We start from the raw sequence: 19927 nt of genomic DNA, 5'->3' as shown, positions 1-19927 counted from the left end.
ACCATGACCCCGCCCCTTCGCCCCCGCGGCTTCGTCCGCGCCGTCGGCACCGAGCTCGTCGATGACGACGGACCCCTGCTCCTTCGCGGTGTGGGCCTCGGCAACTGGCTGCTCGCGGAAGGGTACATGTGGCGCTTCGGCGACGAACTGGCCTCTCCGCGTCAGATCGAAGCGCGGATCGCCGCTCTCGTGGGGCCGGTGCGGGCGGCCGAGTTCTGGCGCCGGTTCCGCGACGAGTTCGTCACCGAGAAGGACTTCGCCCTCATCGCGGCGCAGGGCTTCGATCACGTCCGCCTGCCGATCAACGCACGCGGCGTGATGGACGACGACGGCAGCTTCCTCGACGACGGCTTCGCGCTGATCGCCCGCGCCGTCACCTGGGCCGAACGCCACGGCCTGCGGGTGCTGATCGATCTGCACGGCGCGCCGGGCGGGCAGACGGGGACCAACATCGACGACTCGCCCCGCGGCATCCCCGAGCTGTTCATGTCGGAGTGCCACCGCGCGCACACGGTCGCGCTGTGGCGCGAGATCGCCCGCCGGTTCCGCGACAGCGAGACGGTGCTCGGCTACGACCTGCTCAACGAGCCCCTCCCGAACGACTGGCAGCACCGCTATCAGGACGACCTGATCGCCCTCTACCGCGAGCTCACCGCGGCGATCCGCGAGATCGATCCGCACCACCTGCTCATGTACGAAGGCAGCCACTGGGCGACCAACCCCGAGCCCGTGCGGATGCGCTACGACGACAACCAGGCCGTGCAGTTCCACCGGTACTGGTGCGCGCCCGACGAGACGAGCATCGCCGACTTCCTGCAGCTGCGCCGCGAGTCGGGCCTGCCGATCTACATGGGCGAGGGCGGCGAGAACACGCCCGGCTGGGTCTACGCGGCGACGCGGCTCTACGAACGCCACGGCATCGGCTGGAACTTCTGGCCCTGGAAGAAGCTCGACACGCTCACCTCCCCCCTCTCGGCGCGGGTGCCGGAGGGGTGGGAGCTGATCGCCGACCCGACGGCGACGCTCGACCCCGACCGCGCGTGGCGCATCCTGGAGGAGTATCTCGCCGCCGTCGCGGTGGAGCGTTGCGAGGTGCGCACCCCGGTGCTCGATGCCCTCTTCGCGCGCCCCGACCTGCAGCTTCCCGCCTGGACGGGACGCAGCGGATCGGGCGAGACCTCGATCGCCCGGTTCACCGCCGCCCCCGTCCCGGAGGGGATCTGGCATCACACCGCGGGGGCCGCCTACCGCAGCGACGAGTACGTGCCGGTGGAGGTCACCGCCGAGACCCCCCTCTCCTTCGGGTTCTCCACGCGCCCGGCATCCTGGCACGTCGACGCCGACGACCCCCGGGCCGTCTCGGCGCGGTGGGACGACGGGCGCCTCCAACTCACCGCCACCCGGCCCGTGCTGGTGCGACGACTCGAGGTGCGCACATGACGGGCTATCGTCGAACCATGAGTGCACAGGCCCGGGGGGCCGGCTCCCCGGCGCGCGCCTCCGCGACCGTCACGACACTGCGTCAGCAGAACCGGGCGGCCGCGCTGCGCTTCGTGCTCCAGCAGGGCGAGACGACGCGCGCGGACCTCGCCCGGCGATGCGGCTTCTCCGCGGCATCCGCCGCGAACATCACGTCCGAGCTGATCGACGACGGACTGCTCGCGGAAGTGGGATCCGTCTCCTCGCGGGGCGGACGGCCCATCTCGCTCATCGCCCCGCGCGCCGAGGGCGCCTACGCGATCGGTGTGGATGTCGGCGAGCGCGGGGTGGCGGTCGAGCTCTTCGACCTGTCGCTCACGATGGTCGACCGCGAGTTCCGCGGCGGACGCCACGATGAGACTCCTGACGGCATCCACCGCGATCTCGTCGAAGCCGTCGCCGCCCTGCGCGCGCGCAACCAGGAGCGGTGGCCGCGCGTGCTCGGCATCGGGCTGGGCCTGCCCGGCGTCGTGGAGACCGGACCGGACGGTGCCCAGGTGCTCTACGCCCAGAGCCTCGGGTGGGAGCCCTGGCCCCTCCCGCGCGACCTCGATGCGGACCTGCCGGTCTTCGCCGAGAACGGCGCGAAGACGCAGGCCCGGGCCGAGCTCTGGTACGGCGCCGCCCGCGGCATCGACCATGCCGTCGTCGCCCTCCTCGGGCGCGGCGTCGGACTCGGCGTGATCACCGACGGGTCTCTCGCGCACGGGGCGTTCAGCAGCGCGGGCGAGTGGGGTCACACGAAGATCAACGTCGGCGGTGCGCGCTGCCGCTGCGGGCAGAACGGTTGCGTCGAGGCCTACCTGGGCGCCGATGCGATCCTGCACGCGTGGCAGGCGCGCGGCGGCTCGTTCGACGGGTCGGGATGGCAGGCGGTCGGCGCGCTCCTCACCGCGGCGGACGGCGACGCGGATGCGCGCGCCGTCGTCGACGACGTCGTCGAGGCGCTCGGTGCGGCGCTCGGCAGCGTCGTCAACCTCACCAATCCGGAACGCGTCGTCGTCGGCGGATGGGTCGGGATGCGGCTGATGGAGCACCGGTCGGCGCAGATCGCCGACGCCGTGCGGCGCAACTGCCTGCACCGCCTCGGGATGCAGTTCGAACTCGTGCCGGCGACGTTCGGCGGCGACACCGTCGCACTCGGCTCGGCGCTCATGCCCATCACCGCGCTGATCGACACGCCGCGCAGCGAGCTCTTCGCGGTCTAGTCCCCACCCCGGCATCCGCCTGCTCTGGGCAGACGGCCTGCGCTGAGCACGCGGGGGCCGGGCGACGAGGTCAGGATGCCGGGAGCACGCAGGTCGGCGACGGGGCGTCGACTCGGCGGCGGGCGCGGCCGGGCACGCCGGTGCGCTCGTCGAGTGCCAGCGCCACCACCTCGTGGGAGAGCTGACCGGCGACCAGCACCGTGTCGCGCACGACCACGTGGTGGCGGGGCCCCTCGACGCCCGCGTCCACCAGGGCGACCGGACGCAGCTCGGCCCCATCCCCGCGCACCTCGAGCACCGCCAGCGTGTTCGAGCCGCGGAGACCGGCGTAGACGTAGCGACCGTCGCGCGAGAAGGCGAGCTCCGCGGCGGCATCCCCGGGGAGCTCGGACGGCGACAACGGCACGCCGGCCACGACACGCCACTGTCCGTTCGGGTCGGGCGCCAGGGCGTAGAGCTCGGTGGACAGCTCGGTCACGACGAACAGGTGCCCCGACGGATGCCATCGGCTGTGGCGCGGTCCGGTTCCGCGCGGAAGCACGACATCGCGCGAGCCTTGCCCGCCGTCGCCGTGCCAGAACCGCACGAGGTCGAACCCGAGATCGGTCGTCGCGACGGTGTTCCGCGGAAGGAAGCGGACGTGGTGGGCGCGCGACGGGCGGGGAGGCGTCGCCGATATGCCGCCGAGGGCATACGGGTCTTCAGCGGCGGCCAGATCGGCCGCCGTGACGGGTCGCCCCTCTCCGTCGAGGCGGATCCGCACCAGCCGGCCGTCGCCCCAGCAGGCGGCGATCACGGCGTCGCCCGACGGGGCGACCGCGACGTGGCACACCGCCTCTCCCGCCGCGACCGGCTCACCGAGCGGGGCGAAAGACTCGTCGCCGTCCCGCCGGAACGCCTGCACGAGACCCCGATGCTCCAGCGCCGCGTAGAGGACGGGCAACGTCGGATGCCACGTGATCCATGACGGCGAGTCGGCGCGCACCGCGGGCGCCGCGCACCGCGACAGCTCCCCAGCGGCGGAGGCATCGTCGGGATCGCCCGCGAGGAGCACCCCGATGCCCTCGGCCGCGCCACCCCCGTCGGCGGTGTAGCCCCCGAGGAGGAAACGCACGTCAGTCGACGAGGTCGTGGCGCACGATGACCGCGTCGCGGGCGGGGCCCACGCCGATCACCGAGATGCGGGTACCGCTCATGGCCTCGAGCGCGAGCACGTACTCCTGCGCCTGCACCGGCAGGTCGTCGAAGGTCCGCGCCCCGGAGATGTCGTCCTTCCAGCCGGGGAAGAACTCGAGGATCGGCGTCGCGTGGTGGAAGTCGCTCTGGTTGACCGGCACCTCGTCGAACCGCTCGCCGTCGACGTCGTAGGCGACGCACACGGGGATCTCGTCGAGACCCGTGAGGATGTCGAGCTTGGTGAGCACGAGGTCGGTGATGCCGTTGATGCGGGTGGCGTACCGGGTGATCGGGGCGTCGTACCAGCCCACGCGCCGCGGGCGGCCCGTGGTCGTGCCGAACTCGAAGCCGCGCTTGCGCAGCCACTCGCCCTGCTCATCGAACAGCTCGGTCGGGAAGGGGCCCGAGCCGACGCGCGTCGTGTACGCCTTCACGATGCCGACGATGCGGTCGAGGCGGTTCGGTCCCACGCCGGAGCCGGTGGACGCGCCGCCCGCCGTCGCCGACGACGACGTCACGAAGGGGTAGGTGCCGTGGTCGACGTCGAGCATGGTGGCCTGGCCACCCTCGAAGACGACGACGTCGCCGGCATCCAGGGCGCGGCTGAGCAGCAGCCCGGTGTCGCACACCATGGGGCGCAGGCGCTCGACGTAGGAGAGGAGGTCGTCGACGATCTCGTCGACCGTGATGGCCCGGCGGTTGAAGACCTTCACCAGCAGGTGGTTCTTCTGGTCGAGGGCGCCCTCGACCTTCTGGCGCAGGATGTTCTCGTCGAACAGGTCTTGGATGCGGATGCCGACGCGGTTGATCTTGTCGGCGTAGGTCGGGCCGATGCCGCGACCCGTGGTGCCGATCATGCGCTTGCCGAGGAAGCGCTCGGTGACCTTGTCGAGCGTGCGGTGGTACTGGGTGATGACGTGCGCATTCGCGCTGATCTTCAGGCGCGAGGTGTCGAGGCCGCGCGCGTTGAGCGCCTCGAGCTCGGCGAAGAGCACCTCGAGGTCGACGACGACGCCGTTGCCGATGACGGCGTTGACGCCGGGCGAGAGGATGCCGGAGGGCAGCAGGTGCAGCGCGTACTTCTCGTCGCCGATGACGACGGTGTGACCCGCGTTGTTGCCGCCGTTGAACTTGACGACCCAGTCGGTGCGGTCGCCGAGGAGATCGGTGGCCTTCCCCTTGCCCTCGTCACCCCACTGGACGCCGACGATGACGATTCCTGGCATGGACAGCTCCCCCGTTTTCGGCCTTCTGGCGCACATCGGACGGTTGCACCGGGAATGCCGGTACACCCCATCCTATCGAGCACCCTCGACACCGCCCCGCCGCGGTCGGGCGGTGCGCACCTGGCGTACGCACCGCCCGGTCGGCGGATCAGACCTCGCGGCGACGGCGACGGGTCAGCAGGGCGATGCCCGCGAGCACGCCGCCCACGCCCAGGCCCGAGAGCGCGACGATGATCGCCGAGCTGCCGCCCGTGGCCGGCAGCGGCTTGTCGAAGCGGTTGTCGACCGCGACGGCGATCGTCGTGTCCTTGCCGATGGTCAGGGATGCCGGGTTCTTCGCCGGGGCGCCGTCGACGGTCACCGTGACCTGCGTGGCGTCACCGGTGCGCGACTCGGTGAGCACGCACTCGGCATCCGTCGGCAGGTCGGTGTAGACCACCGGCGTTCCGACGACGAGGTCGCGGACCGCTCCCCCGGGGATCGGCAGGTCGGCCCCGTACCAGGTGCAGACGAGCGTCACGCCGAACGTGTCGCCGCTGTGCGCGGCGGAGGCGGTGCCGGAGACCGTCTTGGTGACCGAGATCTGGCCGGCCGTGAACGTGTTGGCGATCGTCATCAGCTGCGGCGTCTCCCCGCCGACGAGCTCGATGGTCGCCGAGGTCCCCGTGACGGGATCGGCGTCGTCGACCGTGATGGTCGTCGCGTCGGCGTGGCCGGTGACGGTCTCGGTGACCTCGCACGTCGCCCCCACGGGGAGGTCGGCGTAGGTCGCGCGGTAGTCGTTGTCGGCCGTCAGCTGACGCTCCGACCCGCCCGGGACCTCGAGCGCGGTGACGGTGCCGTCGACGACGTAGGTGCAGACCGCGTCGACCGTGAACGGACCTGCCGCACCCGGGTTGAGCAGATTGCCCTCGCGCTCCTTGACGACGTCGAACGAGGCGAGGTCGAAGCGGTTGGTGGCCGTGACGGTCACGTCTCCGATGCCCGCGGGGTCGGTCGCGGCGACGATGGTGACCTTCCCGTCGGCGGGGTCGAGGGTCGCCTCGGTCGCACCGCCGGTGGTCAGCTCCGTCACGTCGCAGAGCGTGCCCGCCGGGTAGACCCCGAAGCTCTGGGTGTCGCCGCCGCGCAGCGAGAAGCGCTGATCGAGCAGCGTCTGGCCCTGGTAGACGCAGACCGCGGAGAAGTCGAACGCGCCGGTGCCGTACAGGTCGGCACCCGCCCCGGTGACGTCCTTGGCGACGGTGAGGCGCCCGGCGTCGTAGCCGTTGGTCACGGTGACCTCTGCGGCATCCACGCCCGGGGTGACCGTCGCGGAGCCGTCACCGGCGTCGTCGACGTTCGTGCCCGTGATCACGATGTGATCGGCGAAGAAGTCGTCGGTCTCCGTCAGCGTGCAGCTCGCACGGGCGGGGATCCGGTCCGCCGGGGCGTTCCAGGTCTCGCCGGCCGCGAGGGTGAAGGTCAGCGTGGTGCTGCCCTGCTCGTCGAACACGACCGGGCTTCCCGTCGCGCTGGTGCACGACAGCGAGAAGGTGAACGGTCCGAACGCGCCCGACGTGGCCTCGGTCTGCACCTGCTTGGTGACCGACAGTCCGGTGAACTGGTAGTCGTTCGTGATCGCCGCGATCTGGGCGACGGGGATCTCCCCCTCGGTCCCGTCCTGCGGGGCGGCCTCGGTCACGGCGACCGTGGTCGGCGACCCGGTGCGCGACGTCTCGCCGAACGCGCCGACGTCGCCCTGCTCGGTGACGGTGCAGGTCGTGCCGGCCTCGCTCAGCGGGATGCCGTCGATGCGCGCCGCATAGTCACCGGCCGCGCTCAGGGTGACGGTGGATGCCGAGCCGAGGTCGAGCGGGACCCCACCGGCGGTGCAGACGACGTCGGCGAGGAAGCTCGTCGGCGCGTACCGCGAGGCGGGGCCGGTGATCTCCTTCGTCACGCCGATCGACCCGAAGCGCAGGTGGCTGCCGACGACGGCGGGCGCGATCTTGCGGAACGTGCTCTCGGTGGTCAGCTCGTACTTGACGCCGTACTGGTTCCACGCGAACTGGTCGGTGGCCGGGACGACGGCCGACGCCCCGTCGGGACGGTCGGCCGAAGCCAGCCGGTTGACGGTGGAGAAGGTGACGTCTGCGGCCTGACCCGGGGTGAGGGCCTTCGCCGTCGTCGTGCGGAAGTCGAGGTGCACGCGGATGCCGGTGACCTTCGTCCAGTCGGTGTCGGCGGACACCGCGGTCCACTGCTCGCCGCTCTGCTCGCACACGGGTGCGGTCGTCAGCGTCGACCAGGTGTTGACGCAGACATCCGGGCTGCTGGTGACCTCGACGGTCTGGGTGGTGCCCGCGGGCGCCGCGACCTTGAGCGAGTCCGCGACGAGCTCGGGGCGCAGCGTCGACCCACGGCCGGTGCCGGAGATCAGCAGCGTGTCGCCGGGCGTCGGGAGCTGGTCGAAGACCGTCATCTCGGCGACCGGGACGGTGCCGGCGTTGACGTTGTGCAGCACCCAGTCGTCGGTGCCGTCGACCTGGGAGTTGGCGACACAGGGGGCACGGAAGTACCCCTTGCCCTGCGCGACGAGGTTCTGCTGGCAGATCGCGTCGGCGACGCCGGGCTGGTAGGCGCCCGGGAGCGAGCCGACGACACCCTTGACGGTGTACAGGTTCGAGCCCGCGACGACGCCGACGTAGTCGGTGGTGCCGCACGTCGTCGGGTCGTTCGCGAACGCGCTGGTGGTCGAGCCGCCCGGCACCGTGTTGCGGCAGGCCGTCAGCTGTTCGGCGGTCTGGATCGTCATGGTGTTCGTGGCGCGCTCGCCCTGGGCGAGACCCGGCTGCAGCTCGAGGTAGAGGCGCACCTTGAAGACCTCGCCCGGCTTCATGCGGTCACCGTCCGACGGCCACGTGAACGTGACCGTGCGGCCGTCGGGGCTGAGGCCCAGGGTGACCTGGTCGGAGAGCAGACCATCGGCCTGCTTCGTGTAGATCGGCGCCGGCGTCGCGAGGAAGTTCAGCTCCGCGGGCAGCGTGTCGGTGAGCTGCGAGACCGTGAGGTATCCCGTCCCGGTGTTCTGGAACGTCAGATCGAACGGCACGGGCGAGCCGACCGAGACGAGGCGGTCGCCGTTGTTGCTCAGCTTGTTCACCGCGATCTGGTGGGTGCCCTGGGTGAGCGTGACCTGCGCGGCGGCCTGCTTGCGGCCCGAGTCGTTGCCGTCGGTGCGGGTCGACTGGGACGTCTGCGTGTTGGTCACCGTGTGGTCGAACACGACCGGGCCGCTGGCGTCGCGGTACGTGTCGCGCACCACGACGGAGAACGCGGCCGAGGCCGACCAGTTCGCCGCGGGCAGGGTGGAGGAGAACAGTCCGCCGTCGGCGCGGGTGAAGGTGAACCGCAGGCCCTGGACGGCCCCGGCATCCACACCGGCGGGCAGCGCGGCGGTCGCCGCCGGCGTTCCGAGCACCCACGCGGCACCCGTGTACGCGTCGACCTGCACGCGATCCGCGCCCGCCGGGAGCGTCACCGCGCCCAGCGCGACGAAGTCGAAGGTGTTCCAGAAGTCCGTGGCGTCGGCCTGGTCCTCGATGACGACGACGTTCGGCGACAGCGTGCTGCGCGGGTTGGAGCCCTGGTTGGCGCCGAGGGTCACGGTGACGGGCGTCGCCTTGGCCGGCTGCGCGATCGAGGAGGGGCTGATCGACTTCGTCGGGGTGATGTTGACGTCGCCGCCCGTGAGCACGACCTTCGCGTCGGCGACGTCGCCGGTCTTCGTCGTCGGGGACAGCACCGGGTCGTAGGACTGCGCGAACACGCGGTTCGCCACATCGACGGTCTTGCCGGCAGGGAGCACCTGGGCCGCGCCGCTCGAGCGCAGCGCCGGGCGGAGCCGACTGCCGATCGTCATCGTGAACCGGTTGTCCTGGTCGATCGTCCCCGTGCCGCCGGCGCTGACGCCGCGGAACGTGACGCTCACGCCGACGACGTCGGCGAGCTGGTCCGCCGTGAAGGCGTTGACCTCGGCGACCGTGTGCGACGTCGTGGTGTAGACGCCCCCCGCGTAGTGCAGGAGCCACACGGTCGAGCCGGCGGCGTCGATCTGGCCGGGGATGGTCGCCGCGATCGAGATCTTCGTCGCGGTGAAGCGGTCGAAGGGGCTCGGGGTCCCGGCATCCGTCAGGTAGTCGGTCTGACCCGACGTGTCGAACGGGTCGGCGAACGCGGCGCTCACGTCGGACTGGCAGCCGCCGAGTGCGGTCTGGCTGCAGGTCGCCGGGTCGGTGAGGCGGATCGCACTGGCCTTGGCGGTCGAGTCGTTGCGCGCCGTCATCGTCCACTGCGACGTCGGGTAATCCTGCGCAGGGGTGCCCTGCACCGGGGTGAAGATGGCCGACGTCGGGGATGCCGACTTGGTCACCTTGACGCCCGGGGGCTGGTTGATGATCTGGATCGTGTCGTCGTCGCGGTCGGTGACCACCGGGCCGCCGGCCAGCGGCAGCGACGAGATCTCCACCGTGTTGTCCACGACACCGGCGGTCGAGGTGTTCAGCAGGGAGGCCGCCGTGACCGGCGTGGCATCCGCGCGCGTGACATCGCGCAGCTGCCAGGTCAGGGCGAACTGACGCTGCACGCTGCCGGAGCCGACGCCCGAGCCCGGCGCGGGAGCGAACGGGTCGAAGGCGGGACCGGTCTGGCGCGCCGCCTCGCGCGCGGCGGTGTCGGCGGCGGTCTCGTCGAGGACGAGGCGAACGGCGGTCGTCTTGGCCGACTCGTCCGCGGTGAGGGTGTAGCCGACGAAGCCGCGGCCGGAGCTCATCCAGCTGCCGCCCGGAGCGGGCACCGTGTGCCAGCTGTTGTCGAAGAACAGCTCGACGGCGGTGACCGTGTCGTACTTGAGGTACCACCCGTTGCTGTACGGGTCGGAGCTGGCCGCGATCGGGCGCACCGCGACGAGGTCGAACGCGTCGAAGACGGTGGCCTTCGGGTTCGCCGCATCCGTCGCCGGGTCGGTGATCGTCACGGGAGCGTAGCCCGACGAGACGTGCCAGCCGAGCGTGGTGTCGGCCTGCTGGCCGGACTGGGCGTTGACGAAGTCACGGTTCCAGCGCTTCTGGATGTCGGGACCCGGTCCGGGCGGGTTGTCGTCGGTCTGGATCGTCCCCGGAGCCGTGTCGCGCGCGTCGTCCGTGAGCGGCTTGCCGCCGTCGCTCACGCCGTCGACCGTCGCGACGGCCGTGTTCGTGTAGGTGGTGGGACGGTCGGGACCGGGGGTCGTGGCGCCGCCGCTGCGACGCTCGCTCTGCGCCTCGAAGACGAGGTTCGGCGTCACGTTCGTGGTGTCGGAGAACCCGGCGTCGCTGTGGAAGGTGAAGCGCACCCCCTCGACATCCGACGGAGCCAGCGGTGCCAGCGCGGCCGCGACCTGCGCGGCATCCATCTCGAAGACGAACGCCTGGGCCTGGGCGGGGGCGACCGCGAGGGTCACCCACGTACCGTCCGGACGCTTGACCTCGACGGTCAGGTCGGCCGTCGCGGGGACCTGGGTCGGCGCGATGGCGGTGAGGTCGAACGCGTTCCAGAAGGCGTTCTGCGAGCCGTCCCACGCGTCCTCGACGACGATGTCGTGGATCAGCGCGCCGTCGCCCGTCGCGTCGGCGGTGGTCTGGAGCGACGCGATCACGCTGTCACCGGGGCCGACGGGCGCCCCCGGACGCACCGTCTTGTCGATCGTGACCGACACCGACGGGTCGATGATGACGAGCGTGTCGCTGTCGGTGGCGTCGGCGGTCAGCCCGTTGGGTGCCGTGACGGTCGAGGTGACGCGGTTGGTGAGGGTGAGGCTCGGCGCCCCGCCCGTCGCGTTCTCGGTGGTGTCGATCTCGAACACGGCGGATGCCGGGGCGTCGGCCTGGATGAGCGTGCCGGTGTAGACGATCTCGAACCCGCTGATCGGGGCCGAGGGGGCCGACGGAACGGCACCGTCGGCGAAGGCGACGTCCTGCGTGCCGCCGGCGGCGAGGTGGTAGACGACGGTCGCGGAGGAGGCGCCGGCCGGCCAGACGGGGGCGGCGGTGAAGCCGCCGAACGCGATGTCGGCGGTGAAGAAGTCGAGGTCCGCGATGCGCAGCTCGGCCACGGGGACGTCGCCGTTCGTGGCGGAGAGGGTCGCCGCGGCCTTCTGGCCGGCGGTGATCTGTCCCGGCTCGATGTTCTTCGTGGTCTGCACCGTGGGCATCGACGGCGTGACCGTGTAGTTCGCGGTCGCGTCCTTCGTCGCGGAGCGGCCGTGCGCGGTCGCGGTGCCGGTCGCGACGTTGTCGACGCGGTGCTCGGCCGTGGAGAGATCGGCACCCGTGTCGCGCTGCGTCGCCCGCTGCGCGAGGCCGAGGTCGAAGCGCACCTCGTCGCCCGGCGCGATGGTTCCGTCGCACGTCAGGCGGATGCCGCCGACCTGCGCGTTCGTCACGCCGTCCGGGAGGGTCAGCGTCGCCGACGGCACGCCGGCGGTCCACGTCCAGGCGGTGCCGTCGAAGACGTACGCGTCCACCTGGACGGTCGTGCAGCTGGCCGGGACGGCGACGGCCTCGAAACCGGTGAAGTCGGTGATCGTGAACGGGTTGCTCGCGTCGAGCGTCGCGGCGCCCTCGGTGGCGGCCTTCGGCTCCTGGATGACCAGCTGGTCGACGTTGACGTTGGAGGCGTTGGAGATCTTGAGCGCGATGTCGGAGTGGGCGCCGGGCTCGAACGACTGGCGGGACGGGGTCCAGGTCTTCAGGTCGTCGACGCCGATGTTCTCGGGGACGTCGATGTTGATCGTCGCGGAGCTGTCGACCGGGTTGGCGTTGGTCGCGGTGACGGCGGCGGTGTTGACGATGTCGCCGCTCTCGCCGGCGGGGTAGTCGTCGGGAACCCGCAGGCTCACCAGCATCGAGAACGTCGTGCCTGCCGACATGCCGACCCCCACCGGGGTGTCGGTGGTCTCGGTCAGATCGACCGTGACCTTGGTGTCGGCGGCGACCTTCGCCGGAGGCGTGGCGCTGCCGCCCGTCCAGGTGGCCGTGTAGGGCGTGGTGTCGGGGGTGAACCGCACGGCCTCGATGTCGAAGCCGACCAGTCCGGCGGGGAAGGCGTCGGTCAGCTGGGTGTCGAGGCAGTCCTGCTCGGAGCAGGTCACCTTGACGGTGTAGGTGAAGGTCTCACCCGGCTGCGGCGTGGGCTTGTCGACGCTCTTGTCGATCTGCAGGTAGTCGCCCGGACCGGCGGCGGCGACCGCGGCGGGGGCGACGGTGCCCACCACGCCCCCGATCGCCAGGAGAACGACCATGAGCCCCGCCAACAGCGGATGCTTCGCGGACACGACGGAAGAGCGCGCAGCGCGCATGCCAACTACCCCCAAGGTAGAGCGCCCCTGCAACCGACCCCACGTCGGTGGCCCCGATCCCACATCGGAGAGCGCACGTTGCCGACCACTATAGGACACCGGCGCCGTTTCCCGTCAACACGGCGACCCCCCGACGACCCCCCGGCTGGCCTCTCGGGCCGACCACTCCGAGAGCCCCGCGACGGGGCGGCCCGCTCCAGCCCGCCCCCGTCGCAGCGGCATCGGCGGCGCTCAGTAGACTGAGGTTCCATGTCGAAGGTCCTTCAGTCCCTGCCCGTCGGCGAGCGCGTCGGCATCGCCTTCTCGGGGGGTCTCGATACCTCCGTCGCCGTCGCGTGGATGCGCGACAAGGGTGCCGTCCCCTATACCTACACCGGCGACCTCGGCCAGTACGACGAGGACGACATCGCCTCGATCCCCGGTCGCGCGCTGCAGTACGGCGCCGAGCAGTCGCGACTCATCGACTGCAAGCCGCTCATGGTCGAGGAGGGTCTCGTGGCCCTCGCCTGCGGCGCCTTCCACATCCGCTCGGGCGGACGCACCTACTTCAACACGACGCCGATCGGCCGCGCCGTCACCGGCACGCTCCTCGTGCGCGCCATGAAGGAGGACGGCGTCGACATCTGGGGCGACGGCTCGACCTACAAGGGCAACGACATCGAGCGCTTCTACCGCTACGGCCTGCTCGCCAACCCCGCGCTGCGCATCTACAAGCCCTGGCTGGACGCCGATTTCGTCACGGAGCTCGGCGGGCGCAAGGAGATGAGCGAGTGGCTCGTCGCCCATGACTTCCCGTACCGCGACTCGGTCGAGAAGGCCTACTCCACCGACGCCAACATCTGGGGCGCGACGCACGAGGCGAAGACCCTCGAGCACCTCGACGTCTCGCTCGAGGTCGTCGACCCGATCATGGGCGTGCGCTTCTGGGACCCGTCCGTGGAGATCGCGACCGAAGACGTGGCGATCACGTTCGAGGCGGGCCGCCCCGTCGCCATCAACGGCGTCGAGTTCACGGATGCCGTGGCCCTCGTCCGGGAGGCGAACGCCATCGGCGGTCGCCACGGTCTGGGCATGAGCGACCAGATCGAGAACCGCATCATCGAGGCGAAGTCCCGCGGCGTCTACGAGGCGCCGGGCATGGCGCTGCTGTTCATCGCCTACGAGCGGCTGATCAACGGCATCCTCAACGAGGACACGCTGGCGACCTACCACGAGCAGGGCCGCCGCCTCGGCCGCCTCATGTACGAGGGGCGCTGGCTCGAGCCGCAGTCGTTCATGCTGCGCGAGTCGATCCAGCGCTGGGTGGGCTCGGCGATCAGCGGCACGGTCACGCTGCGCCTGCGCCGCGGCGAGGACTACACGATCCTCGACACGGTCTCGCCGAACCTCTCCTACGCCCCCGAGAAGCTCTCGATGGAGCGCGTCGGCGACGCCGCCTTCGGCCCCACCGACCGCATCGGTCAGCTCACCATGCGCAACCTCGACATCGCCGACTCGCGTGCACGCCTCGAGCAGTACGCCGGGCTGGGCCTCATCGGCGGCGCCACCGCCGAGCTCGTCGGCGAGCTGTCCTCCGGCGAGTCCGCGGGGATCACCGGCCACGCCGCACCGTTCGACGCCGCGCGCGAGCAGCTGGCCGAAGCCCTGGACGAGGCCTCGGAGTCGGCGTCCTTCGACTTCGGCGCCGACTGACCGCGCGCTCACGGCGTTTCGACTCGGCGCTGCGCGCCTCGCTCAACGACCGGCATGCCCCACCCGCACCCCCGGTCGTTGAGCGAGCGGAGCGAGTCGAAACGCCCCACCCGCACCCCGGTCGTTGAGCGAGCGAAGCGAGTCGAAACGCCTCGCTCCCCGAAACTTGCACAACCGTGTGCAAGTTAATACACTGACCCGGTGACGACCACCGCACCCCTCCGTCGGCCCCGCAAGGATGCCGCCGCCAATCGCGCCGGCATCCTGCGCGCCGCAGCGACCACCCTCGCGGTCGACCCCTCCGCCTCGATCGACCAGATCGCCCGCGCCGCGGGTTTGTCCCGGCGCGCCCTGTACGGGCACTTCGACGACCGTCAGGCGCTGCTCACCGAGCTCATCTCCGCCGGCGCCCAGCGCTTCAACGCCATCGCCTCCTCCCTCGACGAACCGCATCCGCCGCTCGCCCTCGCCCGCCTGACCGCGGCCCTGTGGGCCGAGGCCTCCCACGTGCAGGTCGCCGCCGCCCTCGCGCTCGACGAGACGCACCTCGAGCAGACGGCCACCGCCCTCGCGCCGCTGCGACGCGCTCTCGTCGCCGTCGTCCGCGCCGGGCAGGACGACGAGAGCCTCCGGGCCGACATGGCCGCACCGACCCTGGCCCGCCTCATCGAGGAGACGGCGCGCGCCGCCGTCAGCCGCATCGACGCATCGTCGCCCATCGCCGCCTCGCTGGCCGTCCGCGCCGTGCTGAGCATCGCGGGCCTGTCGTGGCGCGAGTCCGAGGCGCTGCTCAACGCCCACCCCGACGTGCTGGAGGCGAACTGATGCGCGTGCACCTCGACGAGGTCCAGAAGGGGCGGCGCGGCGAGGCCCTCGGCGCGACGAGCCTCACCTACCGCAGCGGCCGCGCCACCCTCGCCGTCGCCGAGACCGAACAGCGTCCCACCGTGCTCGGGCTCATCGCCTCGGGCCGCATGCGACCGGATGCCGGCACCGTCTCCCTCGACGACGCGGACGACCGCCGTGCCCACAACGCGCTGCGTCGCCGGGTCGCCCTGATCGACGCCCCCGATGTCAGCGAGCCGGCGCCCAACATCGCGGTGGCGGGTGTCGTCGCGGAGGAGCTGATGTTCGCCGGTCTCGCCTCCGACCCGCTCTCGGCACGGCGGTGGCTCGACGAGCACGATCTGCGCTCGTCCTCGCGTCTGCCGATCGCCGATCTCGCCCCCGCGCACCGTCTGCGCATCCTGCTCGAGCTGGCCTCGGCGCGTCCCGGCGTGGACGGCCTGGTCCTCGTCTCCCCCGACCGCCACGGCGGCGACCCCGCCCAGTGGTGGGAGCTCGCCGAGGAGTTCGCCGACCGCGGCTTCGCGGTGCTGGTCATCGCGGGCGAAGCGGCAGCCGCCGTCCTGTCCGATGCCTCGGCATCCCCCTCTCAGCATCCGTCGAGCGCCCGCGTCCTCAAGCCCAGTCGCGTGCGCCTGCGCCCCACTACCCCCCTCGCCGGAGGCCACCGATGAAGATCCCCGCCATGATCGCTGCCGAGCTGCGGCGCCTGACGGCGACGCGGATGTCGGTGCTCGCGCTCGTCGCCCTCATGCTCGTGCCCGTGCTCTACGGCGGCCTCTACCTGTGGGCCAACCAGGACCCGTACGGCCACTTCTCCGAGGTTCCGGTCGCGCTCGTCGACCTCGACGAGGGGTCGGGCAGCGGCGCCGACGCGGCCCAGTACGGCAGTCAGGTCTCGCAGCAGCTCATCGACGGTCACGCGTTCGACTGGCGCGCGTTGAGCGAGGCGGATGCCGCGACCGCCCTCCACGACGGCACGGTCGACTTCATCGTGACGATCCCCTCCGACTTCTCCGCCGCGCTGGTCTCCTCCGGGGGATCGGCCCCGCGGCAGGCGACGATCGGTTTGCAGACCAACGACGCCAACAACTACCTCGCCTCGACCATCGGCACGCAGGCCGTGGAGAAGATCCGCCGGTCGGTCGCGGAGCTCGTCGGGCAGGAGGCCGCCTCGCGTCTGCTCACGGGGCTCAGCGACATCCGCGCGCAGCTCGTCCAGGCCACCGACGGCGCGACGACCCTCACCGACGGCGCTCAGCAGGTCGCGGACGGCAGCACGACGCTGGCGCAGGGCACCGCGACCCTGGCGACCGGTGCCGCGACGCTCACGGGCGGCGCCACCCAGGTCGCCGACGGAGCGGCCCAGGTGGCCGACGGTGCCGCCCAGGTCGCCGACGGGACGGCGACCCTCGACGGGTACGCCGACCGGGCCGCCGCCGCGGGGCAGGACGTCGTGGACAGCCTGCCGCAGGCGCGCGCCGACATCGCCGCGCTCTTGGCCCAGCAGGGCGTCGACCAGGCGACCATCGACCGCGTCCTCGCCTCGCTCGATCCCGTCGGGGATGCCGCGCGCACCGGCAACGCGCGCCTCCAGTCGGCGGTCGCGCAGGTCGACCGCCTCGCCGCCGGCGCGGCACAGGTGGCTTCCGGTGCCGCCCAGGTCTCGTCCGGAGCCGCCCAGGTGGCGTCGGGCGCCGGGGCGCTCACCGACGGGGCGAACCAGGCGGCGACGGGAGCGGCGACGCTCTCGTCGGGCGCCGGTCAGGTGGCCTCGGGTGCGGCGCAGCTGCGCGACGGGCTCGCCTCGGGCGTGCAGGCCATTCCCGACACGGATGCCGCGACCCGCGACGCCCAGGCCAAGGTGATCTCCGACCCGGTGGCCGTCGACTCGAGCGCGCAGACCTCGGCCGGCGACTACGGCGCGGGCCTCGCGCCGTTCTTCGCGGCGCTGGCCGGATGGATCGGGATCTACGCGCTCTTCCTCATCGTGAAGCCGATCTCGCGCCGCGCCGTGACGGCGCTGCGCTCCCCGATCCGCGTGACGATCGCCGGCTGGCTGACGCCGGCGCTGCTGGGCAGCGTCGGCATGGTCGCCCTGTTCGCGGTGCTGTCGTTCACCCTCGGCTTCCGTTTCGCCAACCCGCTCGGCACCCTCGGCATCCTGATGCTGGCGTCGTTCACCTACGCGGCCATCATCCTCGCGCTGAACGTGTGGCTCGGGTCGGTCGGCCAGTTCGTGGGTCTGGTGATGATGGTGCTCCAGCTGGTGACCGCGGGCGGCACGTTCCCATGGCAGACGCTTCCGGCGCCGCTCGCCACACTGCACCACATCCTGCCGATGGGCTACGTCGTCGACGCCATGCGCCAGCTGATGTACGGCGGCGACCTCGCCCGGGTGAGCACCGACATCGGCGTGCTGCTGCTGTGGCTCGGCGGGGCGCTCGCGCTGTCGGCGGTGGGCGTCACCCGCATGACGCACCGCCGGACGCTGCGCGACCTGCAGCCGAGCCTCATCGGCTAGCCCCGCCCGCGCCGCGCCGGTCGGGCGGCCGGGCGTCCGCTGCCGTCTTCAGTCTGGATGGGGGCGCGTCCCTCCCGGAACCCCGGAACTCCGGGGGTCGTGCCCGGCGGCACCGGCCGGGAGACTGAATACGGAACACCGGACCCCCACCCACAGCCCCGGCCGCGCGGCGCGGCGAGACGGCCTGTCAAGGCCCCTCGCCCCGCGGCGTTCCCGCCTACGATCGGAAGGGACCCGGAGGAGACCCCATGGCGACCGCCAGTGTCCGACTGTTCGACTGCACCCCCGACGACGTGTTCGCCGTGCTGGGCGACGGCTGGGTGTATCCGGCCTGGGTGGTGGGCGCCTCGCGCATGCGCGCCGTCGACCCGGAGTGGCCCGCGGAGGGCGCCCACATCCACCACTCCCTGGGCGCGTGGCCCGTGCTGGTCGACGACGACACGCAGATCGTCGAGTGGTCGCCCCCGCGGCGCCTGCGCCTACGGGCCAAGGCGGGCCTGTTCGGCCGCGCCGTCGTGGTCATCGAGGTGCGGCCCCGCGGGGAGGGCTGCGTCGTGCGTCTGGCGGAAGAGCCGGTCGGCGGCGCGGGACGCCTTCCCCGGTTCCTGTGGGCGCCGTTGCTGCACCTGCGCAACGAGGAGACGATCCGGAGGCTGCGCTACCTGTCGGAGGGCCGCCGTCGCGAACGCGACGCCGCGCAGACCTCCGCGCGACCTGCCGTGCCCGACCCGGCCGGCGGCACCCCCGATGCGGATGCCGTGGCCGACGCCGCCGAGGCGACGGATGCGCACGACGCGGCGGCGGGAGTGGCGTGACCGACGTCGAGGTGGTCGGCTCGGGACCCAACGGCCTCGCCGCGGCGGTCACGCTCGCGCGCGCCGGACTCTCGGTGCGGGTGTTCGAGCGGATGCCGCGGTGGGGCGGCGGTGCCCGCACGGCGGAGACCGTCGCCCCCGGTTTCCGGCACGACACGTGCTCGGCGGTGCATCCGCTGGCGGTGGCATCCCCCTTCTTCCGCGCGTTCGGCCTCGCCCGGCGCATCCCGTTCGTCACCCCGGAGATCTCGTTCGCCCACCCGCTCGGCGCGGCGGACGGGGGGTCCGGGATCGCCTACCGCGACCTCGACCGGACGGTGGCGGAGCTCGGACGCGACGGCGCCGCGTATCGACGGCTCCTCGGCCCGCTCGCCGCCCGCGCACGCGAAGTCGCGCGGTTCACGGGATCACCGCTGCTGCGCGTGCCGCCGCATCCCGTCGTCGCCGCGCGGTTCGGGATGCGGGCGCTGCAGCAGGGCAGCCCCCTCTGGAATGCGGGCTTCGCGGAGCGGGTGGCACCGGCGATGATGACGGGCGTCGCGGCGCACGCGATCGCCCCGCAGCCCAGTCCGGTCGCGGCGGCCGCGGGTCTCGCCCTGCAGGCGCATGCGCATGCCGCCGGATGGCCCCTTCCGGTCGGCGGCTCCCAGGCGATCTCCGATGCGCTCGCGGACGATCTCCGCGCGCACGGCGGTGAGATCGTCACCGATCACGAGGTGACCTCGCTCGACGAGCTCACCGCGGCGGCGATCGTGCTCGACGTGACCCCGCGCGCGCTGATCCGACTCGCCGGGCACCGGATGCCGGCCGGCTACCGGAGCCGTCTGGAGCGCTTCCGGTACGGCAGCGGGTCGGCGAAGGTGCAGTTCGCGCTGTCGGGGCCCGTCCCCTGGGCCGACGAGCGCATCGCGCGCGCCGGCACCGTGCACATCGGCGGCACGCGCGAGCGCATCGCCGCGGGCGAGCGGGAGGTGCTGGCGGGGCGGCACGCGGCATCCCCGTACGTGCTCGTGGCGCAGCCGTCGGTGTTCGACTCCACCCGCGCCCCGGCCGGGCAGCACGCGCTCTGGGCGTACACCCACGTCCCGACGGGTTCGACGGTGGATCAGACGGAGGCCGTCACTCGCGCGATCGAAGAGGTGGCCCCCGGGTTCCGCGACGTCATCCTCGCCACGCGCGGCACGACCGCCGCCGAGCTCGCTCTCGACAACCCCAACTACGTGGGCGGCGACATCGCCGCCGGCGTCGCGACGCTCCCGCAACTGCTGGCCCGCCCCGTCCTGAGCGTGGACCCGTGGCGGACGCCGCTGCCCGGCGTGTACCTCTGCGGAGCCTCCACCGTGCCGGGCCCGGGCGTCCACGGCCAGTCGGGATGGTTCGCTGCCCGCAGCGTGCTGCGCCACGAGTTCGGCATCGCGCGGACACCGTCCCTCGCCCCCTGACCGCGCGGGCGCGCGGGCGGGGAGGATGTCGGGGCCGGGCCGGTCACCCCCCAGTTCCGCGCCCGGCTCCCGACCCTTCGAGTGTGACGCGTCGGGAGGCCGCCGCGTCGTCCGTCCACAGGCGCGGATCGGAGATCTCCG

At 72.3% G+C, this 19927-nt stretch carries 11 protein-coding genes; 8 read left to right on the top strand and 3 right to left on the bottom strand.

Annotation, left to right across the window (positions count from 1 at the left end):
• Window positions 1-3 precede the first annotated feature (3 nt).
• Together KY498_RS12395 and KY498_RS12390 are read left to right on the top strand one after the other, a co-directional pair.
• Complete coding sequence (locus KY498_RS12395; RefSeq protein WP_191009236.1) at window positions 4-1440, top strand: glycoside hydrolase family 5 protein; 1437 nt, start codon at window positions 4-6, stop codon at window positions 1438-1440.
• Window positions 1441-1457: 17 nt separating this feature from the next.
• Entirely contained in the window at window positions 1458-2687 is a 1230-nt protein-coding gene (locus tag KY498_RS12390) for an ROK family transcriptional regulator (protein WP_060959644.1), read from the top strand.
• A gap of 70 nt (window positions 2688-2757) precedes the next feature.
• Here KY498_RS12390 and KY498_RS12385 read toward each other — a convergent pair whose 3' ends face one another.
• The 3 genes from KY498_RS12385 to KY498_RS12375 form a co-directional block, all read right to left on the bottom strand.
• The gene (locus tag KY498_RS12385; protein WP_191009237.1) at window positions 2758-3801 is read right to left on the bottom strand and encodes a beta-propeller fold lactonase family protein; all 1044 of its coding nucleotides are present in this window, start codon (window positions 3799-3801) and stop codon (window positions 2758-2760) included.
• Between the two features lies 1 nt (window position 3802).
• Entirely contained in the window at window positions 3803-5089 is a 1287-nt protein-coding gene (locus KY498_RS12380) for an adenylosuccinate synthase (protein ID WP_060959642.1), read from the bottom strand.
• 148 nt (window positions 5090-5237) lie between these two features.
• The gene (locus tag KY498_RS12375; RefSeq protein WP_191009238.1) at window positions 5238-12410 is read right to left on the bottom strand and encodes a DUF5979 domain-containing protein; all 7173 of its coding nucleotides are present in this window, start codon (window positions 12408-12410) and stop codon (window positions 5238-5240) included.
• A 306-nt stretch (window positions 12411-12716) separates the two neighbouring features.
• Between KY498_RS12375 and argG the strand changes: the two genes are divergently transcribed.
• The 6 genes from argG (at window position 12717) to KY498_RS12345 (ending at window position 19786) form a co-directional block, all read left to right on the top strand.
• Entirely contained in the window at window positions 12717-14159 is a 1443-nt protein-coding gene (gene argG, locus KY498_RS12370; RefSeq protein WP_061782382.1) for an argininosuccinate synthase, read from the top strand.
• A 201-nt stretch (window positions 14160-14360) separates the two neighbouring features.
• Complete coding sequence (locus tag KY498_RS12365; protein WP_101307071.1) at window positions 14361-14984, top strand: TetR/AcrR family transcriptional regulator; 624 nt, start codon at window positions 14361-14363, stop codon at window positions 14982-14984.
• Complete coding sequence (locus KY498_RS12360) at window positions 14984-15679, top strand: hypothetical protein (protein ID WP_060959638.1); 696 nt, start codon at window positions 14984-14986, stop codon at window positions 15677-15679. Before KY498_RS12365 ends, KY498_RS12360 begins: the two co-directional genes overlap by 1 nt.
• The gene (locus KY498_RS12355; protein WP_191009239.1) at window positions 15676-17529 is read left to right on the top strand and encodes a YhgE/Pip family protein; all 1854 of its coding nucleotides are present in this window, start codon (window positions 15676-15678) and stop codon (window positions 17527-17529) included. Before KY498_RS12360 ends, KY498_RS12355 begins: the two co-directional genes overlap by 4 nt.
• A gap of 248 nt (window positions 17530-17777) precedes the next feature.
• Window positions 17778-18344 carry an SRPBCC family protein gene (locus KY498_RS12350; protein WP_191009240.1) on the top strand — a complete coding sequence of 189 codons (567 nt, stop codon included), beginning with the start codon at window positions 17778-17780 and terminating at the stop codon, window positions 18342-18344.
• On the top strand, window positions 18341-19786 hold the full coding sequence (locus tag KY498_RS12345) for an NAD(P)/FAD-dependent oxidoreductase (RefSeq protein WP_191009241.1): 1446 nt from the start codon (window positions 18341-18343) through the stop codon (window positions 19784-19786). The genes KY498_RS12350 and KY498_RS12345 overlap by 4 nt, the downstream gene beginning before the upstream one ends.
• Window positions 19787-19927: the final 141 nt, after the last annotated feature.

The organism is Microbacterium sp. PAMC21962, assembly GCF_019443465.1.
In the GTDB taxonomy this organism is placed as follows: domain Bacteria; phylum Actinomycetota; class Actinomycetes; order Actinomycetales; family Microbacteriaceae; genus Microbacterium; species Microbacterium hominis.
Note: the sequence above shows the minus strand (reverse complement) of the source record. Positions and strands in the feature narration are given on the sequence as shown.